Below are 22,746 nucleotides of genomic sequence, written 5' to 3'. Positions count from 1 at the left end.
CCCGCCCCAAACCGGCATGTGGGTCCGCCGGCGTCACAGGCGCGGCGCCCACCGCAGGCGCGGCGCCCACCGCAGGCGCGGAGCGCGCTGGGCGCCGCGCCCGCGGGTCGCGGCCAGCCCACCCCGCGGAGCGCGTCCCGCGGACCGCGCGGGGGAGTGCCCCGGCTAGGCTGAAACAATGGCTCTCTTCTCGCGCCGCAAGAAGTCCGATTCCGACGACGTATCGGCCGACCGCCCCGACACCACCATCGAGCCGGGCGAACAGCCCGTCGATCCCGCCGGCCCGAGCGACGCCGCTCCCGCCGCAGAGGTTCCGGCCGAGGCCGCTCCCACCGTGGGCATCTCGATGTCGTCGTTCCGCGGGGTGGGTGCCGCCCCCGACGCGCCCGATCCCTCGACGGCTCCGCCGGCAGCGGCCCGCCCGTCGGCCCGCCAGCCGGGACCGATGGAGGCCCCCGAAGCTCCCGAGACGGTGCCGGGGCTCCGCGACAACGTCCTGCTGGGCAATGCCCTCGCCGAGATCGAGGGTCAGCCCGAGCCCGCTCAGCTGCTCAACATCGCGCGGCAGCTGCTGCAGGGACACGTCTTCCTCCGCGTGAAGGGCGACGCTCGCGCTCTCCTCGCCGAGGGCAAGGACCTGCCTCTCGCCGTCGCCAACAACGGCGACGAGCAGCTCGTCCTCGCGTACAGCGGGGGCATGGCCCTGCGCGCCAGCGTCGACGCCGACGGCGATCGCGACACCTCCGCGATGGGTCAGCCCGTCATGGCGCTGCTGCGGCACGTGCTGGCCGGACCGTACGCGGGCATCATCCTCGACCCCGCCTCCCAGCCGAACCGCGCGGTGCTGCCCAAGGCGCTCCTCGAGCGCATGGTCGCCGAGGTCGATCCCGAACTGCGCATCAAGACCGCGCTGTGCGAGACGCGCGACGACTCCACGGCATCCACGATCGTCGAGGCGATCGTCGCCGAGGCGCCCCTGTGGATCGGCGTGAACCGCTCCGAGGAGGGCGGCCCCATCGGCGTCGCCGAGTCGCGCTCCGCGGTGGGAGAGCGCTTCCTCGAGGTCTTCACGCACCCCCTGGAGCTTCTCGCTCTCGGCCGTGGCGACCAGCCGCTGCCCATCCAGCGCACACAGCTGGCGAAGGCGCTGGCCGGGGACGCCGGGCTCACCGGCATCCTGATCGATCCGGCCGGTCCCTGGATTCGCATCGACCGCGACGAGCTCGCCCCGGTGATCGCCCTGGCGGACGAGGGAGCCGAGCCCACCGCCTGACCCGATGACGAAACGGCGGGCCGCTCCCTCTCGGGGGCGGCCCGCCGTCGTTCTGTCAGACCCCGTACAACTCGCCGACCGGTACGGACACCGGCAGCACGTTGCCCGCCGGGGCCAGCGGGCAGGCCCACATCGGGTCGTACGCGCACGAGGGGTTGTACGCGAAGTTGAAGTCGATGACGAGGCTGTCGGGGGCGGCCCCGCGGCCGAGGTCGGCGCCCTTGATCGTATCGAGCAGGTAGCGTCCGCCGCCGTATGTGCCGCCGGGGCGTCCGGCCGCGGCATCCCGAACCGGCACGAACAACCCGCCCCCGTACGAGGTCAGCCGCCACACGTCGAGCGATCCGGTGTCGGGAAGCTCGACGCGGCCGATGCGCTCGAAGCCGACCTCGCCGTCGGTTCCGGTCGTGGCGACGAATGAGGCCTCGTCGGCGTCGAGCAGGGGCACCTCGAATCTCCACGCCGCGTCGTAGGGCGCGAGCGGAAGACCGACGAAGCCCTCGCGCTGCTCCGGCAACAGGGGAGTGGCGGGGTGATCGGCGAAGAGAGCGTCACGCTCGATGCGCCACAGCTCGTGGGCGTCTTCGGGGTCGTCGGCTTCGCGCACCGCGTCGTACAGCGCGAAGACGCGGCGGCGCCAGTCAGCGATGTCGAGGGCGGTCCGGGCGGCTGCGGTGGTCATGTTCTCGAGCGTAAACGGCGGCCGGATGCCAGCACTCGGGCTGGACACGCGGCTCGCCGCGCGTCGGGGTGGCGCGTGCGGGTGGCCCCGGGTCCACGGCCTACGCCCCGGGGCCACGGGGCGCGCCCCGGTGCGGGGGCGGCCCCTCACCCGAGCGCCCCGGGGCCACGGGACGCGCCCCGGTGCGGGTGCGGCTCCCCACCCGAGCGCCCCGGGGCCACGAAGCGCGCCCCACCACCCGGGCATCGCCCCACCCGGGCGCCGGCAAGGGGCAGACACGACCCCGGGCCGCGCACTAGCGTCGGGTCATGGCATCCCCCCGCATCACGCTGACCGTGCCCGGCCCCGCGGGCGACCGCGAGGTGGGGATCTCGAACCCCGATCGCGTGCTGTGGCCCGAGGTGGGCATCACCAAGCGCGAGCTGGCCGAGTACCTGATCGCCGTCGCCGACCCCTTCATCGCGGCGAACGGGCACCGGCCGGTGTCGCTCGAGCGCTTCCCCGAGGGCGTGGGCGGCGAGGCGTTCTTCTCGAAGAACCCGCCGAAGGGCGCTCCCGACTTCGTCGAGGCCGTGACCGTGACGTACAACAGTGGGCGCCGGCATCCGCAGCTCTTCCTCGGCGAGATCGCGTCGGCGGTCTGGGCGGCGCAGATGAACACGATCGTGTTCCACCCCTGGGCCTCGCTCGCGAGCGACGCCGACCACCCGGTCGAACTGCGTATCGACCTCGATCCGCAGCCGGGCACGGGCATCGCCGAGGCCGTCACCGCCGCGCACGAGCTGCGGACGGTCCTGCGCGAAGCGGGCCTCGAGGCCTGGATCAAGACCAGCGGCAACCGCGGCCTGCACGTCTTCTGCCCGATCGAGCCCACCCACGAGTTCCTCGACGTGCGGCATGCGGTCATCGCGGCGGCCCGAGAGTTGGAACGACGGATGCCGGATGCCGTGACCACCAGCTGGTGGAAGGAGGAGCGGGGTGAGCGCATCTTCGTCGACTTCAACCAGGCGAACCGCGACCGGACGATGGCCGGTGCCTACTCGCCGCGAGCCCTGCCCACCGCGACCGTGTCGACGCCGGTGAGCTGGGACGAGCTCGACGACCTCGACCCGCTCGCGTTCACCGTGCGCTCGGTGCCCGAGCGGTTGGCATCCATCGGCGATCCGTGGGCGGGGTTCGCCGAGGCGCCCGGCCGTATCGACACTCTGTTGGAGTGGTGGCAGCGTGACGTCGACAACGGCCTGGGCGAGCTGCCGTTCCCGCCGGAGTTCCCGAAGATGCCGGGCGAGCCTCCGCGCGTGCAGCCCTCCCGGGCGAAGAACCCGGACGCCTAAGGCGTCAGCGCGTCGCCCGCGGCGCTGCGGTAGTACAGCACCGCACGCCCGTAGCGAGCGCGGTTGAGCAGGCCCGCCCGCTCCATCACGCGCAGGTGCTGGTTGATCGCCGAGGTCGACACCCCGAGGCGCAGGGCGAGATCGGTCGAGGACGCCGGCTCGCCCAGCGCCGCGAGCAGCGTCGCGCGCGTCCGCCCGAGCAGGTCGGACACGGCGTCGGGCTCGGGCTGCCCGCTCGTCGACCACATGGCCCCCTGGCCGCGAGCGGGGTACATCACCGTCGGCGGGAGATCGTCGTCGATGGGAGTCGAGACGCGGACGGTGAAGATCGAGGGGACGAGCGTGAGCCCGTCGCCCTGCACCGGGCGACGGCGGATCTCGGGGTTCCAGAGCCGCACGTCGAGGTGGCGGCCGTCGTAGCGGGCGGCATCCGACAGTCCGTTGAGCACCGTGCCCATTCCGGCCTGCGCGGCGATACGTCCGCGGTAGGCGATGTCGGCGCGCAGCACGGTGCTCATACGCGCCCAGTGCGGGGCGAAGCACAGGTCCCACGCGGTGGCGAGGGCGCGCTGCAGACGTGTGAGAACGAGGTCGTGCCGGCCGCGGAACACCGCGGGCACCTCGCCGTGCACGCGCTCGAGGTCGGTGAGGAAGTGCGCGCGGGAGATGCGCCCCAGGGCGGCGAGCTCATCGTCGAGCGAGGTCAGCGGGGACGCCGGTCGGGGGTTCACGAAGTCGGCGGTCCACGTGCGGTCGTTGACGAGCGAGAGCAGCACCTCGAGGTCGAGCAGCGGACGCACGGGGGCGATCCTCTCGAGCCACGGTCGCTGCAGCGGGAAGCCGTCCGGCTGCGCGAAGGCGCGCAGACCGAGCCCGAGTTCGGACAGGGGTGAGATGCCGAAGCGGATCGCCGAGATGTCGGCGGCATCCAGTTCGTATCGGATCATGAAGCCCCACGCTACATCCGTTGAACCGCGCCGAGCGCCCGGGTCGAATGGAGCCGTGACCAGCACGACCCCGACCGTCCCCCTGAAAACCCTCATGCAGACCGACACGACCCTGCGTCGCCTGCTCACCATCACCCTGGTCGACACCCTCGCGCGCGGCGCGTTCTTCACCCTGACCACGCTCTACCTCACTCTCATCGTGGGCCTCGAGCCGGTCACGGTCGGCATCGGACTCACGATCGCCGGCGCGGTCGGTGTCGCGAGCTCCCTCACCTTCGGGCACCTCTCCGACCGCCTCAGCGCGCGGCGCATGCTCGTCGTCCTGCACCTCGTGCAGAGCGTGGGGCTGATGGGATACCTCTTCGTGCGCGACCTCCCGACGCTGGTCGTCGTCGCCTCTCTCGTGCTGTTGGCCCAGCGCGGTGGCCAGAGCGTTCGCTCCGCGGCCGTGGGGCGCGCTTTCCTCGGCCGGGATCGCGTCCGCATCCGCGCCACGATGCGCACGGTGACCAACATCGGCATCGGGGTCGGCACGGCGCTCGCCGCCATCCCCCTCGCCCTCGGCACGGCCTTCGCGTTCCAGCTCACGATGACGATCGCCGGCGCGCTCTTCCTCGTCGTGGCCTTCCTCGTGGCGGGACTGGACCCGCACCGCGTCGATGTCCAGCGGCAGACTCCGGATGCCGAATCCTCGTCGACCACAGCGACGACGAACCCGCGGAGTCCGTACCGCGACCCGCGCTTCCTGTGGTTGACCGCACTCATGGGGGTATTCGGCATCCAATTCGGGGTCTTCGAGATCGCCGTGCCGCTGTGGGTCGTCGCGCACACGATCGCGCCCGACGTCGTGGTGAGCCCGCTGCTGCTGGTCAACACGATCGTCGTCGTGCTGTTGCAGGTGCGCATGAGCCGCGGAACCGGAACCTTCGCCGGCGCAGGACGCGCGATGACACGGGCGGGGTGGCTCATGGTCGCCGCGTGCGCGCTGTGGGCGGGAGCCGGATGGGTCGAAGGCGAGGGGTGGGGGCCGGTGACGCTGGTGATCCTCGTGCTGCTGGCCGCGGCCGTCGTGCACTCGCTCGCCGAGATCACCTCGAGCGCGGCGGGCTGGAACCTGAGCTTCGACCTCGCTCCTCAGGAGCGCATGGGTAGCTACCAGGGCGTCTACGGCACGGGATACGCGGTGGGGTCGATGATCGCGCCCGCCGTGGTGACGCTGACAGCGATCGACCTGGGCGGGGCTGGGTGGGCGATCCTGGCTGCGATGTTCGCCGTGGCGGCCGGGGGTGTCGTCGTGATCGCCCGGCGGGCGGAGGCCGCGTCGCGCCGCTGAGGGCCCGGGGCTCGGACGCCTCGGGGCCGGTGTCACCAGGACAGGGGAGTGCGCCGGGGACAGGGGGTTTGCGCGGGTTTCGGCCTGTTCCCGTGGCATCCCCTGTTCTCGTTGCGGGTGGCGGGTGGCGGGTGGCGGGTGGCGGCGCGGCGCGGCGCCGGACGGGGCGCGGAGCTGCGTCGGGTGGGCGCGGGGCGGGGTTGCTCGGGGTCGGCGCGTCACCGGGACAGGGGAGTGCGCTGAGGACAGGGGGTTTTCGCGGGTTTGGGCCTGTTCTCGTGGTATCCCCTGTTCTCGTGGCGGGTGGCGGCGCGGCGCGGCGCCGGACGGGGCGCGGAGCCGCGTCGGGTGGGCGCGGGGCGGGGTTGCTCGGGATCGGCGCGTCACCGGGACAGGGGAGTGCGCTGAGGACAGGGGGTTTGCGCGGGTTTCGGCCTGTTCTCGTGGCATCCCCTGTTCTCGTGGCGGGTGGCGGGTGGCGGGTGGCGGGTGGCGGGTGGCGGCGCGGCGCGGCGCCGGACGGGGCGCGGAGCCGCGTCGGGTGGGCGCGGGGCGGGGTTGCTCGGGATCGGCGCGTCACCGGGACAGGGGAGTGCGCTGAGGACAGGGGGTTTGCGCGGATTTCGGCCTGTTCCCGTGGCATCCCCTGTTCTCGTTGCGGGCGGCGGCGCGAGCGGATCCGCGGGCGCGCCGACCACGAGCGGGGGCGGATGCCATGCCCCCGGCCTACCGCCAGAGTCAGTCCAGGACGTCGCCCAGGTCGTACGACGACACCGTCTCGAGCTGCGCGAAGGTGCAGGAGCGGGCGTCGCGGTCGGGGCGCCAGCGATCGAACTGCACGGCGTGGCGGAAGCGCATGCCCTCGAGCTGGTCGTAGCGCACCTCGAGCACGAGCTCGGGGCGCAGGCGCACGAACGATACGTCCTTCGACGCCGAGAAGCGCGAGCGGTCGGTCTCGCCGACGACGGCCTCGCCGTCGGCGTCGCGTTCCACCAACGGGGCGAGTTCGTCGATGAGCTCGCGCCGCTTCTTGTCGGTCCACGCCGAGACGCCGCCGACGCCGTGAAGGCGGCCCTCGTCGTCGTAAAGGCCGACGAGCAGCGAACCCACGCCCTCGCCCGACTTGTGGATGCGGTAGCCGAGAGCGACCACGTCGGCGGTGCGGGCGTGCTTGATCTTGAACATCGTGCGCTTGTTCGGCGCGTAGGGCTGGGCGAGGGGCTTGGCGATCACGCCGTCGAGGCCCGCGCCCTCGAACTCCGCGAGCCACCGGCGTGCGAGATCGGGGTCGTCCGTCGTCCGCGTGACGTGCACGGGGTGGGGAACATCGCCCAGCAGGTCTTCGAGTTGCGTGCGCCGCTCGGAGAACGGCTCGTTCTGCAGGTCGCGGTCGCCGCGGGCGAGCAGGTCGAAGGCGATGAACATCGCCGGCGTCTCTCCCGCGAGCATGTTCACGCGAGACGCCGCGGGGTGGATACGCTGCGACAGGGCTTCCCAATCGAGGCGCTGGTCGCCGGGCTCTCCGCGCGCGACGACCACCTCACCGTCGATGAGGCACGGCTCAGGCAGGATCTCGGCGAATGCCGCGACCAGCTCCGGGAAGTACCGGGTCAACGGCTTCGCGCCCCGGCTGCCGATCTCGACGTCGGTGCCGTCCCACGACACCAGGGCGCGGAAGCCGTCCCACTTGGGCTCGTAGCTGAACCCGCCCTCGACCTTGGCGTGCTCGGGAACCTGAGGCACCGACTTCGCCAGCATCGGTGCGGGGATGTCGTAGCCCACGGGATCAGTCCTTGCTCTCGCCCCCGGCCAGCGGCACGGGGTTGCGGCGCTTCTTGCGGCGCGCCCACTCGGCGGGCTTGTCGTCGCCGTTCCAGACGCTGATGATGCCCCACACCACCGCTGTCAGCGGGACGGCGAGGAGGGTGCCCAGGATGCCGCCGATCGCGGTACCGCCGGCCAGCACCACCAGCACGACGAACGAGTGCAGCTTCATCGTGCGCCCCATAAGGACGGGCTGCAGCAAGTTGCCCTCGAGCTGGTTCACGAGCACGACGACGCCGACGACGATCAGGGCGACGACCCATCCGTTGGTCACGAGCGCCACCAGCGCGGCCAGGATGCCGGCGGTGACGGCACCCACGATCGGGATGAACGCGAGCAGGAAGACGAGGACGGCGAGCGGCAGGGCCAGGGGCACCTGCAGGATCAGCAGACCGATGTAGATGCCGATCGCGTCGACGGCCGCGACGGAGGCGGTGCCGCGGACGTACGAGCCGAGGACGGTCACCGTCTTGTCGCCGATGCGGCGCGCCCGGTCGTAGTCGCCGCCGTGGAAGGGGCGCAGGACGAACTCCCACATGCGGGGTCCGTCTTTGAGGAAGAAGAACAGGATGACGACCATCAACACGAAGCCCGTCGCGAACGAAGCCACGGCGCTGACGCCGGCGAGGGCGCTCGTGCCGAAGTCGGAGCTGGTCAGGAAGCCCTGGATGCCCTGGACGGCCTGATTCACCTGGTCCTGCGAGATGGCGAAGGGCAGCGTGTGGTACCAGTCCTGGGCCTGTTGGAAGCCCTCGACGGCCTGAGAGCTGAGCGTGGGCCACTGGTTGATCACGGCGTTGACGACGAGCCAGCCCAGGGCGGTCAGCACCACGACGACGGCCAACAGCGTCAGCAACGTCGCGATCACCGCGGGCACGCCCTTGCGCCGCATCCACATGGTCACCGGGCCGAAGGCCGAGGCGAAGATGAGCGCCAGGATGAGCGGAATGATGACGAGGGTCACCTGCCGGATGCCCCAGATGAGACCCGCGACCAGCAGCACCACGACGATGATCTGCACGGCGCGCACGGCGAGCCGCCCGAAGCCATCGGCCCACAGGCTCTTCGGCGGGGTCTGGACCGCCTGGGCGACCGAGTTGACGGCGTCGCGCGGCGCGGGGTGACGAGAGAACAGGCCCATGCTCACACGGTAGCGGGGGCCTCCGACATGGCCGCGGAGGTTGCGCGTCGCAGCGCCGCCGGATAGGGCGGGGGATGCCGGAAACCCCGTCGTTCCGCGGGCTCCGACCGTGAGATGGCCGGTGCGCCGGGAGCCCGGCATCCGGGATCAGACGAACGCGCTCATGCCCGTGATGTCGCGACCGAGCAGGAGTGCCTGGACGCTCTCGGTGCCCTCGTATGTGTGGATCGCCTCGATGTCGGCCATGTGCTGCATGACGCCGTTCTCGAGCAGGATGCCGTTGCCGCCGAGCAGATCGCGGGCGATCGCGGCGACCCGGCGCGCGGCGCGGGTGTTGTGGTACTTCGCCAGCGACGCCTGGGTGGGGCGCAGGCCGCCCGACGACTCGAGATCGGCGAGGCGGCGGCAGTACAGCTGCATCGCGGTCAGTTCGTCGAGCATCTGCGCGAGACGCTCCTGCACCATCTGGAACTTCGCGAGGGGCCTTCCGAACTGCATGCGCTCGGTGGCATATGTCCGCGCGATCTCGTAGCAGGCGGTCGCGTGGCCGAGCGCCGACCACGCGACGCCCGAGCGGGTGGCGAACAGCACGACCGATGCGTCCTTGAAGGTATGGGTGCCGGGCAGCACGGCATCCGCGGGAGGACGCACGTCGTCCATCGCGATATGGGCCTGATGGATGCCGCGGAGCGACACCTTCCCGGTGATGACGGTGCCCGTGTAACCCGGGGTGTCCTGCTCGACGAGGAAGCAGCGGACGTTCCCGTGATCGTCGGCGCCCTCGTCCTCGACGCGAGCCCACACGAAGGTGATGCCGCCGGAGGCGCCGTTGCCGATCCACTTCTTCGTGCCGCTGAGCGACCAGCCGTCGTCGGTGCGCGTCGCGGTGGTCTCGAGAGAGACGGAGTCGGAACCGTGGTCGGGCTCGGTCAGCGCGAAGGCGCCGAGCACGGTGCCGTCGGCGAGGGGCTTCAGCCAACGCTGCTGCTGCTCGGGCGAGCCGTAGAACGCCAGCGTCCGCAGCGCGAGCCCGCCCTGCACGGCGAGGGCCGTGGCGAGGGAGCCGTCGTGGCGAGAAACCTCCATGTTGACCAGGCCCGCGGCCAGGGGCGAGGTGTACGGGAGCTCGTCGTGCTCGATGCCATCGGTGAACAGCTCGAGCTCGCCCATGCGCTTCACCAGGTCGATCGGGTAGCTCGCGGCATCCCACTCGCCCTGCATGCGGGTGCCGACCTCGTCGGCGAAGGCCTTGGCGGTGTCCCAGATCGCGCGGTCGGCGTCGGGGATGTCGGCGAACACCGCGTAGTAGTCGGTGTCGCGGCGGCCCAGCAGGTCGTAGTGGGCGACGCGCTCTCCGGGGAGCGTGCGGGCATCGGCGTCGATGGTCATGGGTCCCAGTATCGCTCATTCTGGGACTCAGTGTCACGCGTTCTGGCAGGTCACACGCGATGAGTGTCCCGAACATGCGGACGATTCTCCGGGGCGTCCGGGTGTCTTGGACACTCGATCCACAGGCGGTGCGGCCGCGCGCCGGAGCTCAGTCGCCGAGCGCCCCGCGCAGGCGCCGCGTGACCTCCGCGGCGGGCATGCGCCGCGGGAACGCCGCGACGATCAGGTCGTCGCCGGCCGCGTCGTCACCGCCGGGGTGCACGCCGTACCGGCGCAGCACGTCGTCGAGCGCACGACGGAGAACGGATGCCGGCACCCGCGCGCCCCGCATCAGCCGCCGCAGCACGTGGTTGTGCACGGCTGTGACCGAGGCCGCGAAGCCCACGGCGTCCAGGGGGTCGAGACCGGGGAGCGCTTCGCGCAGGTACTCGTCGAACAGACGCTCGTATCGGAAGACCGTCACGATCTCGCGATCCCGGAGCCCCGGAACCTGCCGCACGATCGCGTACCGGCGCCGCGCCACCTCGGGGTCGGCGGCGAAGTGCCGGAACACCCGCATGCACGCCTCGCTGACCGCCGCCCACGGATCATCGTGCGGCTGCGCGAGGTACGCGCGCGTCTCGGTCAGCAGCACCTCGTGGTCGGCGAACACGACGTCCTCTTTACCGCCGAACTGCCGGAAGAACGTCGACCGCGACACCCCCGCGGCCTGCGCGATCTGCTCGACCGAGGTCTGATCGTATCCGTGCTCGACGAAGAGGTCGATCGCCGCGGACACGACGGCCGTTCGGCTCGAGGGCGCAGCGCTGTCGGTCACGCCCTGAGCCTATCGACGGGGGGCACCGTCACTCGCGTGAAGGGTCGGAAAATGTCGCCGGGAGCGGCCCTGGGCGACAGTTCCCGACCCCTCACGCGGGGGTAGACGATTCCGGCGGCGGAGGCAACCGGATGCCGGGACCCCCGCGCCCGCGATGGGATGAACGCATGACCTCCTCCCTGTGGCTCCGTGACCAGACGCCCGTCGACGGGACGCCGTTCGAACCCGACGCCCGCCACGATGTCGTGATCATCGGCGCCGGAATAACCGGCTTGTCGACCGCCGTCCTGCTCACGGAGGCGGGAGTCGATGTCGCGATCGTCGACGCCGGGCACGTGGGGCAGGGGGCGACCGGGGCGGCGGTGGGGATGGCATCCCTTCTGCAGGGGACGACCCTCGCGGCGCTGCGCGCGCACCACCCCGCCGGCCTCGTGAAGGTGTACGTCGAGTCGAACCGCGCCGGTCTGGACTGGCTCGCCGAGCGCGCCGGCGCCGCCGCCGATCGCCGCACGGCCTTCACCTTCGGTCGGGGGCTCGCGACCGATGCCGCTCTCGACGCCGTCCGCGATGCCGCGCGCGAAGCGGGCCTCCCCGTTCGCGAAGACGCCCCCGCAGACCTCGGCGGCCGCACCCCCGTGCGCGCCCTGGCCCTCGACGACCAGCTCGCCCTCGACCCCGTCGCATTCTCTCGCTCCCTCGCCGAAGCCGCCGTCGCGGCCGGAGCCACCCTGCACACGGGCGTCCGTGTGACCGATGTGCGCGCCCTGCCCGCCGGCCGCGTCGACACCGACCACGGCACGATCTTCGGCGACACCGTCGTGCTCGCCACCGGCACGCCCATCACGCGCCGCGGCCTGTACGACCTCAAGACCCGCGCGCTGCGTTCGTGGGCGATCGCGTTCGAGATGGAGGGGGATGCCGAAGCCCCCGGCGGCATGTGGAGCGAGGTCGGCACCGACGGGCGCAGCGTCGTCGCGGCACCGTCGTCGTTCGGGCGCGGCGTTCTGCTTGTGACCGGGGCACGGCATCCGGTCGGCTCGGCGCCCTCGGAGGTCGCGCTCGCCGAGGGGCTCGCCGCCTGGGCCCGCCGCACGCTCCCGGTCGGCGCGGAGCTCGCCCGCTGGTCGGGCCAGGACTACCAGTCGCACAACCTCGTGCCGTTTGTGGGAGGGATGCCGAGAGGCCTCGGGCGCCTTCGTTTCGCCACCGGTTACGCGGGGTGGGGCCTGACCAACGCGCCCGCCGCGGCGATGCGGTTGAGCGACGAGATCCGCGGGGTCTCGCGCGGCGACCGACCGCAGTGGATGCGCACGATCGGCACGCGCATGACGGTTCCCGCCGACCTCGGCCGGGGGATCGGCGAGGCGGGGCGGCGCGTGGGCGTGGCGGCGGGGGCGTTCGCCGCGGCGGCTCCCGCGCCGGTCAAGCGCCCCGCCGAGGGCGCGGGTGTCGTGTCGCGGCAGGGGCTGCGCACCGCGGCCGTCTCGACGATCGAGGGGCAGACGCGCGCGGTGGTCGCCCCGGCCCCGCTGACCTGGAACGACGCGGAACGCTCGTGGGACAGCCCCGTCGACGGCTCGCGCTACGCGCCGGACGGGACGCGGCTCGAGGGCGCGGCATCCGCAGACCTGGGCGTGCGCTGAGTCGGGGCGGCTCCTTCGCGCCGAGACTGCATCTCGCTGACGAATCCGTTGCAGCGTGACGCAGGGTTGTCAGGGCAGGTGCCGTCTCGGAACCCCGCGCGCGCGTGCCGCCAGGGCCGAGACCTCGGGCTTGCGCGCCTCGTCAGCTCTTCGCGCCGGTCAGCGCGAGCGCGCCGCCGAGGCCGATCATCATGAAGCCGCCGGTTCCCGACAGCGCGGACAGACGCTTCGGCGAACCCGCGAACCACGTGCGCGCAGTGCCGGCGGCGATGGCCCAGACCGAGTCGCACAGCACGGCCAGCGCCTGGAAGATGAGGCCGAGCGCGAGAAGCTGCAGCCACACGGCCCCGGCGTGCGGGTCGACGAACTGGGGCAGCACGGCGACGAAGAACGCGATCGTCTTGGGGTTCGTGACGCCGACGACGAAGCCCTGACGCAGGAGCGTCCAGCGCGACGTGGGCGCGGGCGCGGGTCCGGCGACGTGATCGCGACGGTGGCGGATCGCTTGGATACCCAGCCACACCAAGTAGGCCGCCCCGACGATCTTCAGCACCGTGAACGCCACGATCGACGAAGCGACGAGCGCGCCGACGCCGAAGGCCGTGGCGAGGATGGCGGGGATGTTGCCGATCGAGTTTCCGAGCACGCTGAGCAGGCCCGCGCGTCGGCCGAGCGCGATGGACCGGCCGATCACGAACAGCACCCCCGGGCCCGGGATCACAATGAGCACGAAGGCCGCAGCGACGAACGCCAGCAGGTTCTCGATCGGAGGCATGCGTGAACTGTACTGCCGTCGCGTTTCGGAGTCGTGCCGCGCGAGGCGGCGGGCCGGCGGGTGCAACTCCTGAGATTCAGGATGCCGGTGGCCGCGGACGTGCTCAGGGTGGGTGGTCGCGCGGTTTCTCAGGAGTTTGGCCCGGCCGCGGGCGCAAGCCGCGACCCGCCGCCGGAAGTGGCGCCCCGCAGCCTCAGGCCGGCACGGCCTCGCGCGCCAGCAGCTCGCTGATCCGGCCGACGCACCCGCCGCAGCCCGTGCCGGCGCGGGTCGCGGCCTTCACGCACGCGACCGTGGGCTCCCCGGCCGACACCGCCTCGCGGATCGCCCCCGCGCTCACCCCGTTGCACCAGCACACGGTCGCATCCGCGGCGAAGGGGTCGGCCACAACGGCCATGCCGGCGTCCGGAGCGTCGAGGCGCAGCAGCGACGAGCGGTCGGCGGGCAGCTCCGACCCGCGTTCGAAGAGCAGCGTCAACTCGGCCCCGGTCCGCGGCATCCCGACCGCCACGAAGCCGGTCAGCACCCCCTCGACCGTGACGAGCTTCACGTAGGCGCCGCGCGCGGGGTCGGCCCAGAGCGTGACCTGGGGGCCGTGGCATCCGGGAGCGTGCGAGAAAGGATCGGCCTCGACAGCGCCTCCGGCGACCACGTCGATGCGCTCGGCCTTGAGCATCACGACGCCCGGTCGCTCGACGGGCGTGGGCACGTCGACCCCCGTCGATAACAGCGCAGCGAGCCGGTCGGCCTGTCGCCAGCCGGGGCCCACGAGTCCGCTCGGCCCTCCCGGCACGCGGCCGTCGGCGTCGGCCTCGGCGGGATCGGCGACGTGCGCGCAGTCGCCGATGGCGAAGACGTTCGGGTCGGTCCACGAGCGCGACGCTGCGTCGACGAGCACGCCGGCCGAGGTGGCGAGACCCGCGATGGATGCCAACTCCGCCCGCGCCCCGACCCCGCACGACAGCACCAGCAGGTCGCCCGCGAGCACCTTGCCGTCGGCGCACACGAGCCCGTCGAACCAGGCCTGGCCATGGTCGTCGTAGCGCTGCACGATGCTCTCGGCACGCGCGTGGTGCATCATCTCGACGCCCACCGCGCTCGCCGCGGCGGCGAGCACTTTGCCGCCGTTCTCGTCCAGCGTCCGGTTCATCGGGGCCGCGGAGTGGTATGCGACGACGACCTCGGCACCCGCTTCGGCCGCGGCCAGGGCGAGCTCCATGCCGAGCACTCCCGCGCCGAGCACGACGATGCGCTGACCGGCCGAGACCGCCGCGCGCACGTGCTCCGCGTCGGCGAGATCGCGTAGGGCCACGACGCCGCGGGGGAGCGGCGCGGTGCCCTGGTCGAGGGCGGAGGGATCGGTCGGCCGTGCGGATCGGTGCCGCTGCGCCCGCTCGAGCCCGGCGAGCGTCGGCACGTTCGCCCGCGCACCCGTGGCGAGCACGAGCCGGTCGTAGGGAATCCGGATGCCATCGTGCAGGCGCACCACCCGGAGGTCGCGGTCGATGCCGACCACCGTCGTTCCCAGCGCGAACGTCACTCCCGCGTCTTCGGCGACGCGGCGGTCGCTCATGTCGAGCGCGTCGCGCTCCATGCGTCCGACGGCATATTCGGCAAGGAGCACCCGGTTGTACACGTCGTGCGGCTCGGCGCCGACGACAGTGAGGTCGACCCGCCCCTCGCGCACCGCGGGCAGGAGCCCCTCGACCAGCCGCGCCCCGACGGGGCCGTAGCCCACCAGCACCACACGCTCAGCCATGGGTCTCCTCCTCGGTGTTCGAGATCCGGAGTTGCGCGACGCCGACGAGCGCGGGCGCGACCCCCGGGTGCTCCGCCACGACGACCGGCGCGGCCGCAACGTGACGGGCCGCTGGGGGCACGGCATCCGGGATCGCCTCGATCCGAACCCGCGTGCGCTTGAACTCGGGCATGGCCGAGGTCGGGTCGACGATGGCTTCGGTGAGCCGATTGGCGCATCCCTCGCCCGCGTAGTGGAACGGCAGGAACAGCGTGTCGTGGCGGATCTCCGTGGTCACGCTCGCCCGCGCGCGCACGGTGCCGCGCTCGTTCGAGACGGCGACGAGGACTCCCTCGCGGATGCCGAGCCGAGACGCCGTAGAGGGGTGAATTTCCAGCCGCGCCTCGGGGCGGGCGCTGTTCAGCTCGGTCACGCGGCGGGTCTGCGTGCCCGACTGGTACTGCTGCAGGTAGCGGCCGGTGACGAGGGTCAGCTCGCCGCCGCGGTCGGTGGGCGTCGGGGGAGTGGCGTCCACCGGCACGAGACGCGCGCGGCCGTCGGCGTGGGCGAAGCGCTGGGTGAAGGGGCGCGGTGTGCTCGACGAGCGGTACGGCCAGTACGCCTCGATGCCGGTGTCGAGCAGCGCGTGCGACAGGCCGGAGTAGTCGGCGACGCCACCCTCCGATGCGCGGGCGAGCTCGTCGAAGACCTCGGCCGGATCGATCGACCACGTGGATGCCGCTCCCAGACGCCGCGCGATCTCGGCCATGATCCACAGCTCGCTGCGGGCTCCCTCGGGTCCGGGTAGCGCGCGCCGACGGCGGATCACCCGTCCCTCGAGCGAGGTCATCGTGCCCTCCTCCTCGGCCCACTGCAGCACGGGGAGCACGACGTCGGCGAGTTCCGCGGTCTCGGAGAGGAAGAAGTCGCAGACGATGAGGGTGTGGAGGGCCTTCAGCCGCTCGCGGACGGCCTCGACGTCGGGCGCCGAGACGACCACGTTCGAGCCCGCGACCAGCAGCGTCTTCACCGGCCCACCCAGCTCGCCGAGCAGAGCGGTGGCCGGGATGCCGGCATCCGGAATCTCATCCGGCTCGACGCCCCACACCCCGGCGACATGGCGGCGGGCTTCGGGGTCGCGGATGGAGCGGTATCCGGGGAGCTGGTCGGCCTTCTGGCCGTGCTCGCGTCCGCCCTGTCCGTTGCCCTGGCCGGTGAGGGTGCCGTAGCCCGAGCCCTCGCTGCCCACGAGACCGAGCACGAGCGCGAGGTTGATCGCGGCGGTCGCGGTGGCGGTGCCGTCGACGTGCTGTTCGACGCCGCGTCCGGTGAGGATGAAGGCGCGTCCCGCGGCGAGGCGACGCGCGGTGGCCTTGAGGTCTGCGACCGGGACGCCGGTCGTCGCGGAAGTCCGTTCCGGCCACCAGGGCGAAACGCTGCGGCGCAGGGCGTCGAACCCGCTCGTGCGCTCCTCTATATAGGCGCGCTCGGCGAGGCCCTCGGCGATAGCGATGTGCATGAGGCCGAGCAGGAGCGGAAGGTCAGTTCCGGGAGCCGCCTGCAGGTGCGTGCCGGCGCCGTCTTCCGTGAGGCGCGCGGTGGCCGAGCGGCGCGGGTCGACGACGATGAGTCCGCCCGCGGCTCGAGCCCCGGCGAGGTGGGCGAGGAAGGGCGGCATGGTCGCGGCGACGTTCGATCCGAGCAGCAGGATCGTCGAGGCGTCGTCGAGGTCGGTGACCGGGAAGGGGAGGCCGCGGTCCATGCCGAAAGCGCGGTTGGATGCCGCTGCCGCCGACGACATGCAGAAGCGGCCGTTGTAATCGATGCGCGAGGTGCCGAGGGCGACGCGGGCGAACTTGCCGAGCTGGTAGGCCTTCTCGTTGGTGAGTCCGCCGCCGCCGAAGATGGCGTTCGCGTCGGGCCCGTGGGTCTCGCGCGTCGAGCGGAAGGCTCGAGCCACGGCATCCAGTGCCTCATCCCACGTCGTCTCGGCGAGAGTTCCGTCGGTTCGGCGGATCAATGGCATCCGGAGTCTGTGGGGGGATGCCAGAAGCTCCGCCGACGTCCAGCCCTTTGCGCACAGTCCGCCCCGGTTCGTCGGGAAATCGCGGCCCTCAACCGTCGTGGTGCTGTCGTGCGTGACGGTCATGGCGCACTGCAGTGCGCAGTACGGGCAGTGGGTGTCGGCGGAGCTCATGGCGTCAGATCCGGGTGCCGGTCTTCTTCGACATCCGCAGGTACACGCCGGCGGTCAGGGCGAGGAACGCGACGTACGCGAGGGCGAACCAGCCGAGGGCGGGGGTGTACGAACCGAACGTCGTCTTCGAGAAGCCGAGCAGCTGCGGAATGAAGAAGCCGCCGTACGCGCCGATCGCCGAGATGAGGCCGAGGGCCGCGGCGGCCTTGCGCTGCGCGCCGATACCGCCGTTGGCCTTGAGGGCGAAGATCGTCGGGATCATGCGGTACGTCGAGCCGTTGCCGATGCCCGCCGCCGCGAACAGCACGAGGAAGCAGAGCAGGAAGACGGCGAAGTTCTGCATCGGCAGGGTGAGGATCACGCTCAGGATGCCGAGACCCATCACCGTGAACGCGCCGATCGTGATGACCGTGCCGCCGAAGCGGTCGGCGAGCTTGCCGCCGTAGGGCCGGGCGAGCGAGCCGACGAGGGCGCCGAGGAAGGCGAGGGTGACGGTCGCCGTGCCGATCGCGATGCCCTTGAATTCGGGGAAGGTGTCGGCGAGCAGCTTGGGGAAGACGCCGGCGAAGCCGATGAACGAGCCGAAGGTTCCGATGTAGAGGACGGCGAGGATCCACAGGTGCGGCTCTTTCAGAGCGGCGAGGGATGCCGCGATGTCGGCCTTGGCGGCGGAGAGGTTGTCCATGCGGAAATAGGCGCCGACCATCGCGACGAGGATCAGCGGCACCCAGATGAGGCCCGCGAGGGGCAGGTTGAGGGTCGCGGCAGCGCCGACGGTAATGACGATGGGCACGACGAACTGGGCGACCGAGGCGCCGAGGTTGCCGCCGGCGGCGTTGAGTCCGAGCGCCCAGCCCTTCTGCGCGGCCGGGTAGAAGAAGGTGATGTTGGACATCGAGCTGGCGAAGTTCCCGCCGCCGAAGCCGGCGAGGGCCGCGATGAGCAGGAGGACGCCGAAGGGGGTCGCGGGGTTGCTGACCGCGATGGCGAGTCCGATGCTCGGGATGAGCAGGAGGCCGGCCGAGACGATCGTCCAGTTGCGGCCGCCGAAGCGCGGAACCATGAACGTGTAGGGGATGCGCAGCGTCGCGCCGACGAGGCTCGGCATGGAGATGAGCCAGAAGATCTCACCGGTCGACAGCTGGAAGCCCGCCGCCGGCAGCGACACGACGACGACCGACCACAGCTGCCAGACGACGAACCCGAGGAACTCAGCGAAGATCGACCACCGCAGGTTGCGGGCGGCGATGGCCTTGCCCTCGGTGTTCCACTGGGTGGTGTCTTCGGGGTTCCAGCTGTCGATCCAGCGGCCGGGGCGGTGCTTCAGAGTGCTGTCGGCTGCGGGCGCGTGGGCGGTTTCGGGGCGCGGGTCGGTGACGGTCACGGAGTCCTCCGGTGGGCGATGCGGGGGAGGTGCAGCGCCCCGCATGGGCGGGACGTGCCGCCAGCGTAGGGAGGAGGGATTACCCGGGACCGCGTCGTCGGGGGCGGGGAGGTAACGAGTGGCTCACCGGGGGAGGGGGAGCGGGGAGAGGGGGAGTTTACGTGGGCGTTACACGGGGCGGGCTTGTGCTTATCTGCGAGGCCACTGGCCGCCCGTGCAGCGGGCTTTCCAGAACCGGTCAGGGGATGCTAAAAAAGGCGTCGCGCCATCAGGACGGGGCGCGCAACCTCGTCGAGCGCACGGACGTAACCATTACTGACACTTATCGCCCTCGAGGCAGTGGTTACAGAGACGCGAACCTTCGGCCCGTCGACTATGACCGCTAGCTTGTTCCGAAATTCTCGTTCTAGGTTCAGCTGCTCGGTAAGCTTCGCTCGCTGCAGGCCGGTGAGGGACTCCGGTCCATGTGCCAGCGTATTTCGAAGTTGCGTTAATAGTAGGAAGTTCTGTTCCTCCGTTTCACTCTGCACAGCTATTTCAAATGAGTCGCGTAACCATTCCCGGCGACCGTTCCAGCTTTGGCTTAGCCGTTCCCGTGTGATCTGTCTCAGTGCTGTTTGAAATGCGCTCTCGCCTTCCAGGTACTCGGCTGTCAGCATTCCGAGCAACTTGTCGACGTAATTCTCTACGATGGACGCCGAACGCAGGACGATCAACTCAGGATGAAGCTGACTGGGGTCGAGATTCGCGATCGCCCAAAGCGCCGCCTCAGCTGGTTCGCTCAAGTACGCTGGCACGTACCTCGCCCCCCCATTCGAAAGCGTCGGAGTAAAGGGGGGATGCGCCTTTGATCGCCATGCTCAGACTCCCTGCGGCAGAAGCGCCCGTACGGCCCCAAGCGGCAGCTATGCCGGGGCGGCTGATCGAGGTGGCGGATCCAAACAACTCGGCGATGCGGCGCTCTGACATGAAACCCCAGGAGGCCAGGGTCCATGCTGCTTCGGCGCGCACTACTTCGTGACCGTCTTTCAATTGCAACTTCGCCCAGCCTCGCAAAAACCGTGCGTTCCGATTGTCGGGTAGATAGGGAAGTTCGGAACAGTAAGTGAGGAGCCAAAGTTTCGCCCAGGGGCTTTGGCGCTTCATCTCTGCGAGTTTCCTCGCCGTCCGCCAGTTATGCGCTACTTCTTCCGGCCGGGCGCGAAGATAGAGAATCACGCTGCTGAGCTTCAAGGGATCGATGAAAACTAGTTGCGTCAATCCTTTGTTGCTCATGCGGTTTGCGGCGTTTCGGAGACTCCGCAACGCTTTGGCTACCAACTGGCTGGGTATACCCGAGGCGGTTCCACCACGGTTCCAATCACGCAAGACCCGATGGAAAGCCTCCTCCATAGCGGACTCCTCGTCGAGAGGTTCCGCCTCGCGGGGCTCCACGTACCAGTCCATCAAGTCGTCGAATGATTCTAGATCCGCCTGTGCTGCCGCGAAATATTTGTTGAGAACGCGCTGAAGCTCAGCATCTTCGTCGGCAAATTTTGATGCCTTTTTAATAGAGGTCTTCTCTGCAGACAAAACCAGCCCAATGCTGCGGGCAACTTCCGCTGCCTGTTCGATAATGTGGTTGGCTGTCGCCCAATCCGCTGCCAATACCCGAAAATCGTCCGCATAGCGAGATAGGGGATAGCCGTGACGACGCAGAGAGCGTTCCAGAATCGCGAGATAAGCGTCAGCCAGGATGTCGCTTGACGATGTCATTTGCGGTAATCCCCGGCCCGCGCCAAACGCTTCGCCGAGAAGCCCTACGGTCGCTTCCACATGTGCGACGTCCATCGTCTGAACGAGTAGTTCTCGTCGTAATACCGCGTGATCGACGTATTCGTACATGGAAGCAATGTCGAGACTTACTATGTACTTGGCGGAGCCCCTACCTGTCGACTTGCCAAAGGCGCGGAAAGCGGCCCAATTTTCGGGTGAACGGGATTCGGCGGGTAAGCCCCTGCGAAGTTCGTGCACTAGGGCGTCGTAAACAATCCGGTCTCGCGTCGAGAGCAAGGTGACAGGACGGGGGCCGAAGCCCTTTCGCGGCATGCTGAACGTCTCAGATGAAACGGAGGTGCCGGATGAGTACGCCGACGCGACGTCCCGAGAAAGTCTGCCCTCTCGTCCTTCGAAGCATCTTTCCGAGATGAGGAGCGGGAGACGGTCAAGGGGCACGCTCACGACTCGCTTTGCGGCTTCGCTGATCCCGAGCTTCTTGACGACCGCGGCGTCAATTTTCATTCTTCCTCCGAGGGCATCCTAGTGACCTGTGCAGTGCGAGGAGCTGCGTCGTGTCGGGCTTCCTGGGTGGCCATGCGGTCGAGCAGGGCGCTGAGGCATGGGGGTTGAATGTTTGAAGTTGCTGGAAGTAGTGCAATTTCGTAGGCGGCGACTGGGGTGTCCCCCATGACATCATCGACAGGGGAGGGGGTTCGATTCGATGAGCGAAGACGGCGACGGGGCGAAGAACACCCGCGTAGATCCGCTCGCGACGAACCTTGACTGGTCGCGGCTAATTGGGGAAAGGCTGGAGGAGCTGCTCTGGGGTCTGTTGTCGGACATGGGCGCGGTCGATATGACCTGGCGATCCGGGACAACCCAGGGCGTGCACGCCGCCGACGGCGGACGTGACATGGAATTTTCATTCCGCTCGCCCTCGGAAAACGGTGGAACCGTTCGCGAGCGTTGGTGGCTAGAGTCAAAGGGGCGACGGCGGACGGTGGGAAAGCGACTCGTCCAGGACGCCGTTTTGAACGCGTCTGCTTACGCGGACGTCGACGTCGTCGTAGTCGCGACTAACTCAATTTTTACTAACTCAAGCCATGACTGGGTCCGCGAATGGAACGCCGCTGGCCGTGCTCCGCGCGCTCTCTTATGGACCGCGAGAATCTTTCGACGATGGTACGCAATAACCCGACCGTCGCTGCGCGGGTTCTCCCTGAAGCGCTTGGCGATCAGCAACGACTCACGCTGCTCATCGAACGGTTCGACGAGTTCGGCGAAACGCCCTCCCCGGTCGACCTGGACTATTTTTGGGAGCACTCTGATTGCGTCCGTGGTCACGGCAATCCCACGCTTGCGGTGGGTGTTTTACTCCATGCAGACACAGATGATCGCTGGGAGGATAGGCCTTGGATATCTCTCTTGAGGGACGTCGAACCGCTCGAGGTTTTCGCTAACGCGCTCAGCATGGTGCCTGGTCAGCTGATTCGCGAGGGCATCAGGCCTAAGTCTGCACAGCGACAGCTCCAGGTTGCGGCGTTTCTTCTTATGAGTGTTGCCGACCGGATAGATCCAGAACGGGCCGCTGCGATCAGCAACAACGTGTGGTCTGCGTGGAGTGGCGCGGAGGAACTGCTCGAGGAGGAGTCCAGGAACCACGGGTGGAGGCAGGCGATAGTTCTGCCGGTGCTGGAAGAAGCGAGGCGTCACGCTGCGTCCGTATGTGGGCGCGACTGTGCGCGGGTGTCGACAGAATTTACAGCGTTCTCGCCACCCATGACCGCCAGGCGCTACTTCGCGGCGTTCCAAGAACCCACAGAGCAATCGGACACGTGGCTAACGATCATTGACAAGAGAGTTCCGTGTCTCGCGGGCAGCTCCCTGAGCAACGATGGGTCGTGCATTGTGATTCGCGACGTCTCTCTCGAGTACGGGCCCACCGCCCAATTCTTCACGGATTTGCGGGCGGTCGTCGCTTTCCGGAAACAGAGTCCAGAGGGCCAGTACCTTGTGGGTTCGCAGCTGCGGAGCGTCGAGAAATCCTGATGACGGCTGCCGAGCCAGGCGCGTGACGCTGGCCTAGGGGTTGCGAGCATTCCACGTCAGATCTCGTCGAGTGCTCTCGTTACGCCCCACTACGCCCCAGATCGCTCACCCCCGCGGCATCCCGTAGCTTCATCACACCAACCACTCCGAAGGCAGGTGAAGCCATGTCCCGCACGATCTCGTCGACAGTCCACCCGATCCAGCGCTGCATGGCAGCCTCGAACCCGTCTGCGTGGTGGGACGGCCTCGTCATCGAGGCCCACGGCTCGACCGCGACGGTCGCCCTGCTGAACGGCAGTACGGTGCAGCTGCGAATCGTCGGCCCGGCCGTCGACATCGCGGTGGGGGAGCCGGTGGCGTACCACCCGGTCGCCGAACTGCTCAGCGCGTCCGCGATCATAACGACCGCGCGCGCCGCATAGCCGAGCGGCCGCCGACGGAACGTCAGCGGCCGCGCGAAGA

Annotated in this window: 18 protein-coding genes; 6 read left to right on the top strand and 12 right to left on the bottom strand. The window is 69.9% G+C overall.

What is annotated here, in order from left to right; genetic code table 11:
- The first annotated feature begins 178 nt into the window (after positions 1-178).
- On the top strand, positions 179-1,273 hold the full coding sequence (locus F9B98_RS03130) for an SseB family protein (protein ID WP_150952737.1): 1,095 nt from the start codon (positions 179-181) through the stop codon (positions 1,271-1,273).
- A gap of 55 nt (positions 1,274-1,328) precedes the next feature.
- On the opposite strand, the gene F9B98_RS03125 is transcribed toward F9B98_RS03130, so the two are convergent.
- On the bottom strand, positions 1,329-1,955 hold the full coding sequence (locus F9B98_RS03125) for a DUF1684 domain-containing protein (RefSeq protein ID WP_150952734.1): 627 nt from the start codon (positions 1,953-1,955) through the stop codon (positions 1,329-1,331).
- Positions 1,956-2,263: 308 nt separating this feature from the next.
- On the opposite strand from F9B98_RS03125, the gene ligD reads away from it, so the two are divergent.
- Complete coding sequence (gene ligD, locus F9B98_RS03120) at positions 2,264-3,289, top strand: non-homologous end-joining DNA ligase (protein ID WP_150952732.1); 1,026 nt, start codon at positions 2,264-2,266, stop codon at positions 3,287-3,289.
- Here the strand turns inward: ligD and F9B98_RS03115 are convergent.
- Positions 3,286-4,236 carry a DUF5937 family protein gene (locus F9B98_RS03115; protein WP_150952729.1) on the bottom strand — a complete coding sequence of 317 codons (951 nt, stop codon included), beginning with the start codon at positions 4,234-4,236 and terminating at the stop codon, positions 3,286-3,288. The two genes, ligD and F9B98_RS03115, sit on opposite strands and share 4 nt — an antisense overlap.
- Positions 4,237-4,291: 55 nt before the next feature.
- Between F9B98_RS03115 and F9B98_RS03110 the strand changes: the two genes are divergently transcribed.
- Positions 4,292-5,569 carry an MFS transporter gene (locus F9B98_RS03110; RefSeq protein WP_191966648.1) on the top strand — a complete coding sequence of 426 codons (1,278 nt, stop codon included), beginning with the start codon at positions 4,292-4,294 and terminating at the stop codon, positions 5,567-5,569.
- Between the two features lie 738 nt (positions 5,570-6,307).
- Here the strand turns inward: F9B98_RS03110 and F9B98_RS03105 are convergent.
- The 4 genes from F9B98_RS03105 to F9B98_RS03090 all read right to left on the bottom strand — a co-directional run bounded on the left by F9B98_RS03105 (position 6,308) and on the right by F9B98_RS03090 (position 10,740).
- Complete coding sequence (locus tag F9B98_RS03105; RefSeq protein WP_191966647.1) at positions 6,308-7,351, bottom strand: ATP-dependent DNA ligase; 1,044 nt, start codon at positions 7,349-7,351, stop codon at positions 6,308-6,310.
- Positions 7,352-7,355: 4 nt separating this feature from the next.
- Positions 7,356-8,534, bottom strand: coding sequence for an AI-2E family transporter (locus F9B98_RS03100; RefSeq protein WP_150952724.1), 1,179 nt, complete (start codon positions 8,532-8,534; stop codon positions 7,356-7,358).
- A 147-nt stretch (positions 8,535-8,681) separates the two neighbouring features.
- Positions 8,682-9,923, bottom strand: a complete 1,242-nt coding sequence (locus F9B98_RS03095; RefSeq protein ID WP_150952721.1) for an acyl-CoA dehydrogenase family protein — start codon at positions 9,921-9,923, stop codon at positions 8,682-8,684.
- A gap of 148 nt (positions 9,924-10,071) precedes the next feature.
- Positions 10,072-10,740, bottom strand: a complete 669-nt coding sequence (locus F9B98_RS03090; protein ID WP_150952717.1) for a TetR/AcrR family transcriptional regulator — start codon at positions 10,738-10,740, stop codon at positions 10,072-10,074.
- Positions 10,741-10,907: 167 nt separating this feature from the next.
- Between F9B98_RS03090 and F9B98_RS03085 the strand changes: the two genes are divergently transcribed.
- On the top strand, positions 10,908-12,383 hold the full coding sequence (locus tag F9B98_RS03085; RefSeq protein ID WP_150952714.1) for an FAD-dependent oxidoreductase: 1,476 nt from the start codon (positions 10,908-10,910) through the stop codon (positions 12,381-12,383).
- Positions 12,384-12,525: 142 nt separating this feature from the next.
- On the opposite strand, the gene F9B98_RS03080 is transcribed toward F9B98_RS03085, so the two are convergent.
- The 6 genes from F9B98_RS03080 to F9B98_RS03055 all read right to left on the bottom strand — a co-directional run bounded on the left by F9B98_RS03080 (position 12,526) and on the right by F9B98_RS03055 (position 20,565).
- Entirely contained in the window at positions 12,526-13,158 is a 633-nt protein-coding gene (locus F9B98_RS03080; RefSeq protein ID WP_150952711.1) for a LysE family translocator, read from the bottom strand.
- Positions 13,159-13,351: 193 nt separating this feature from the next.
- Positions 13,352-14,917 (bottom strand): FAD-dependent oxidoreductase, encoded by a 1,566-nt coding sequence (locus tag F9B98_RS03075; RefSeq protein ID WP_150952708.1) that lies wholly within the window; start codon positions 14,915-14,917, stop codon positions 13,352-13,354.
- Positions 14,910-17,093, bottom strand: a complete 2,184-nt coding sequence (locus F9B98_RS03070; RefSeq protein WP_150952705.1) for a molybdopterin oxidoreductase family protein — start codon at positions 17,091-17,093, stop codon at positions 14,910-14,912. The genes F9B98_RS03075 and F9B98_RS03070 overlap by 8 nt, the downstream gene beginning before the upstream one ends.
- 4 nt (positions 17,094-17,097) lie before the next feature.
- The gene (locus F9B98_RS03065) at positions 17,098-18,477 is read right to left on the bottom strand and encodes an MFS transporter (protein ID WP_150952702.1); all 1,380 of its coding nucleotides are present in this window, start codon (positions 18,475-18,477) and stop codon (positions 17,098-17,100) included.
- A 248-nt stretch (positions 18,478-18,725) separates the two neighbouring features.
- Entirely contained in the window at positions 18,726-19,274 is a 549-nt protein-coding gene (locus F9B98_RS03060; RefSeq protein WP_150952698.1) for a hypothetical protein, read from the bottom strand.
- Complete coding sequence (locus tag F9B98_RS03055; protein ID WP_225310277.1) at positions 19,246-20,565, bottom strand: RNA-directed DNA polymerase; 1,320 nt, start codon at positions 20,563-20,565, stop codon at positions 19,246-19,248. Before F9B98_RS03055 ends, F9B98_RS03060 begins: the two co-directional genes overlap by 29 nt.
- An 849-nt stretch (positions 20,566-21,414) precedes the next feature.
- Here F9B98_RS03055 and F9B98_RS03050 point away from each other — a divergent pair.
- Both F9B98_RS03050 and F9B98_RS03045 read left to right on the top strand, forming a co-directional pair.
- Positions 21,415-22,284 (top strand): hypothetical protein, encoded by an 870-nt coding sequence (locus tag F9B98_RS03050; RefSeq protein ID WP_150952691.1) that lies wholly within the window; start codon positions 21,415-21,417, stop codon positions 22,282-22,284.
- Positions 22,285-22,448: 164 nt separating this feature from the next.
- A complete protein-coding gene (locus tag F9B98_RS03045; protein ID WP_150952688.1) occupies positions 22,449-22,706 on the top strand; it encodes a nuclease in 258 nt (85 codons plus the stop codon).
- The last annotated feature ends 40 nt before the right edge of the window (positions 22,707-22,746 follow it).

Origin of the sequence: Microbacterium testaceum StLB037, from assembly GCF_008763945.1 — a bacterium.
GTDB classification, from domain to species: Bacteria; Actinomycetota; Actinomycetes; order Actinomycetales; family Microbacteriaceae; genus Microbacterium; species Microbacterium testaceum_G.
This window is presented reverse-complemented; position numbering and strand designations above follow the sequence as displayed.

What these genes read in the sequence shown, in the direction of transcription:
- F9B98_RS03130 (WP_150952737.1), top strand. Translation starts at nt 179, where the DNA reads ATGGCTCTCTTCTCGCGCCGCAAGAAGTCCGATTCCGACGACGTATCG.
- F9B98_RS03125 (WP_150952734.1), bottom strand. Translation starts at nt 1,955, where the DNA reads ATGACCACCGCAGCCGCCCGGACCGCCCTCGACATCGCTGACTGGCGC.
- ligD (WP_150952732.1), top strand. Translation starts at nt 2,264, where the DNA reads ATGGCATCCCCCCGCATCACGCTGACCGTGCCCGGCCCCGCGGGCGAC.
- F9B98_RS03115 (WP_150952729.1), bottom strand. Translation starts at nt 4,236, where the DNA reads ATGATCCGATACGAACTGGATGCCGCCGACATCTCGGCGATCCGCTTC.
- F9B98_RS03100 (WP_150952724.1), bottom strand. Translation starts at nt 8,534, where the DNA reads ATGGGCCTGTTCTCTCGTCACCCCGCGCCGCGCGACGCCGTCAACTCG.
- F9B98_RS03095 (WP_150952721.1), bottom strand. Translation starts at nt 9,923, where the DNA reads ATGACCATCGACGCCGATGCCCGCACGCTCCCCGGAGAGCGCGTCGCC.
- F9B98_RS03085 (WP_150952714.1), top strand. Translation starts at nt 10,908, where the DNA reads ATGACCTCCTCCCTGTGGCTCCGTGACCAGACGCCCGTCGACGGGACG.
- F9B98_RS03080 (WP_150952711.1), bottom strand. Translation starts at nt 13,158, where the DNA reads ATGCCTCCGATCGAGAACCTGCTGGCGTTCGTCGCTGCGGCCTTCGTG.
- F9B98_RS03075 (WP_150952708.1), bottom strand. Translation starts at nt 14,917, where the DNA reads ATGGCTGAGCGTGTGGTGCTGGTGGGCTACGGCCCCGTCGGGGCGCGG.
- F9B98_RS03070 (WP_150952705.1), bottom strand. Translation starts at nt 17,093, where the DNA reads ATGAGCTCCGCCGACACCCACTGCCCGTACTGCGCACTGCAGTGCGCC.
- F9B98_RS03055 (WP_225310277.1), bottom strand. Translation starts at nt 20,565, where the DNA reads ATGCCGCGAAAGGGCTTCGGCCCCCGTCCTGTCACCTTGCTCTCGACG.
- F9B98_RS03050 (WP_150952691.1), top strand. Translation starts at nt 21,415, where the DNA reads ATGGTACGCAATAACCCGACCGTCGCTGCGCGGGTTCTCCCTGAAGCG.
- F9B98_RS03045 (WP_150952688.1), top strand. Translation starts at nt 22,449, where the DNA reads ATGTCCCGCACGATCTCGTCGACAGTCCACCCGATCCAGCGCTGCATG.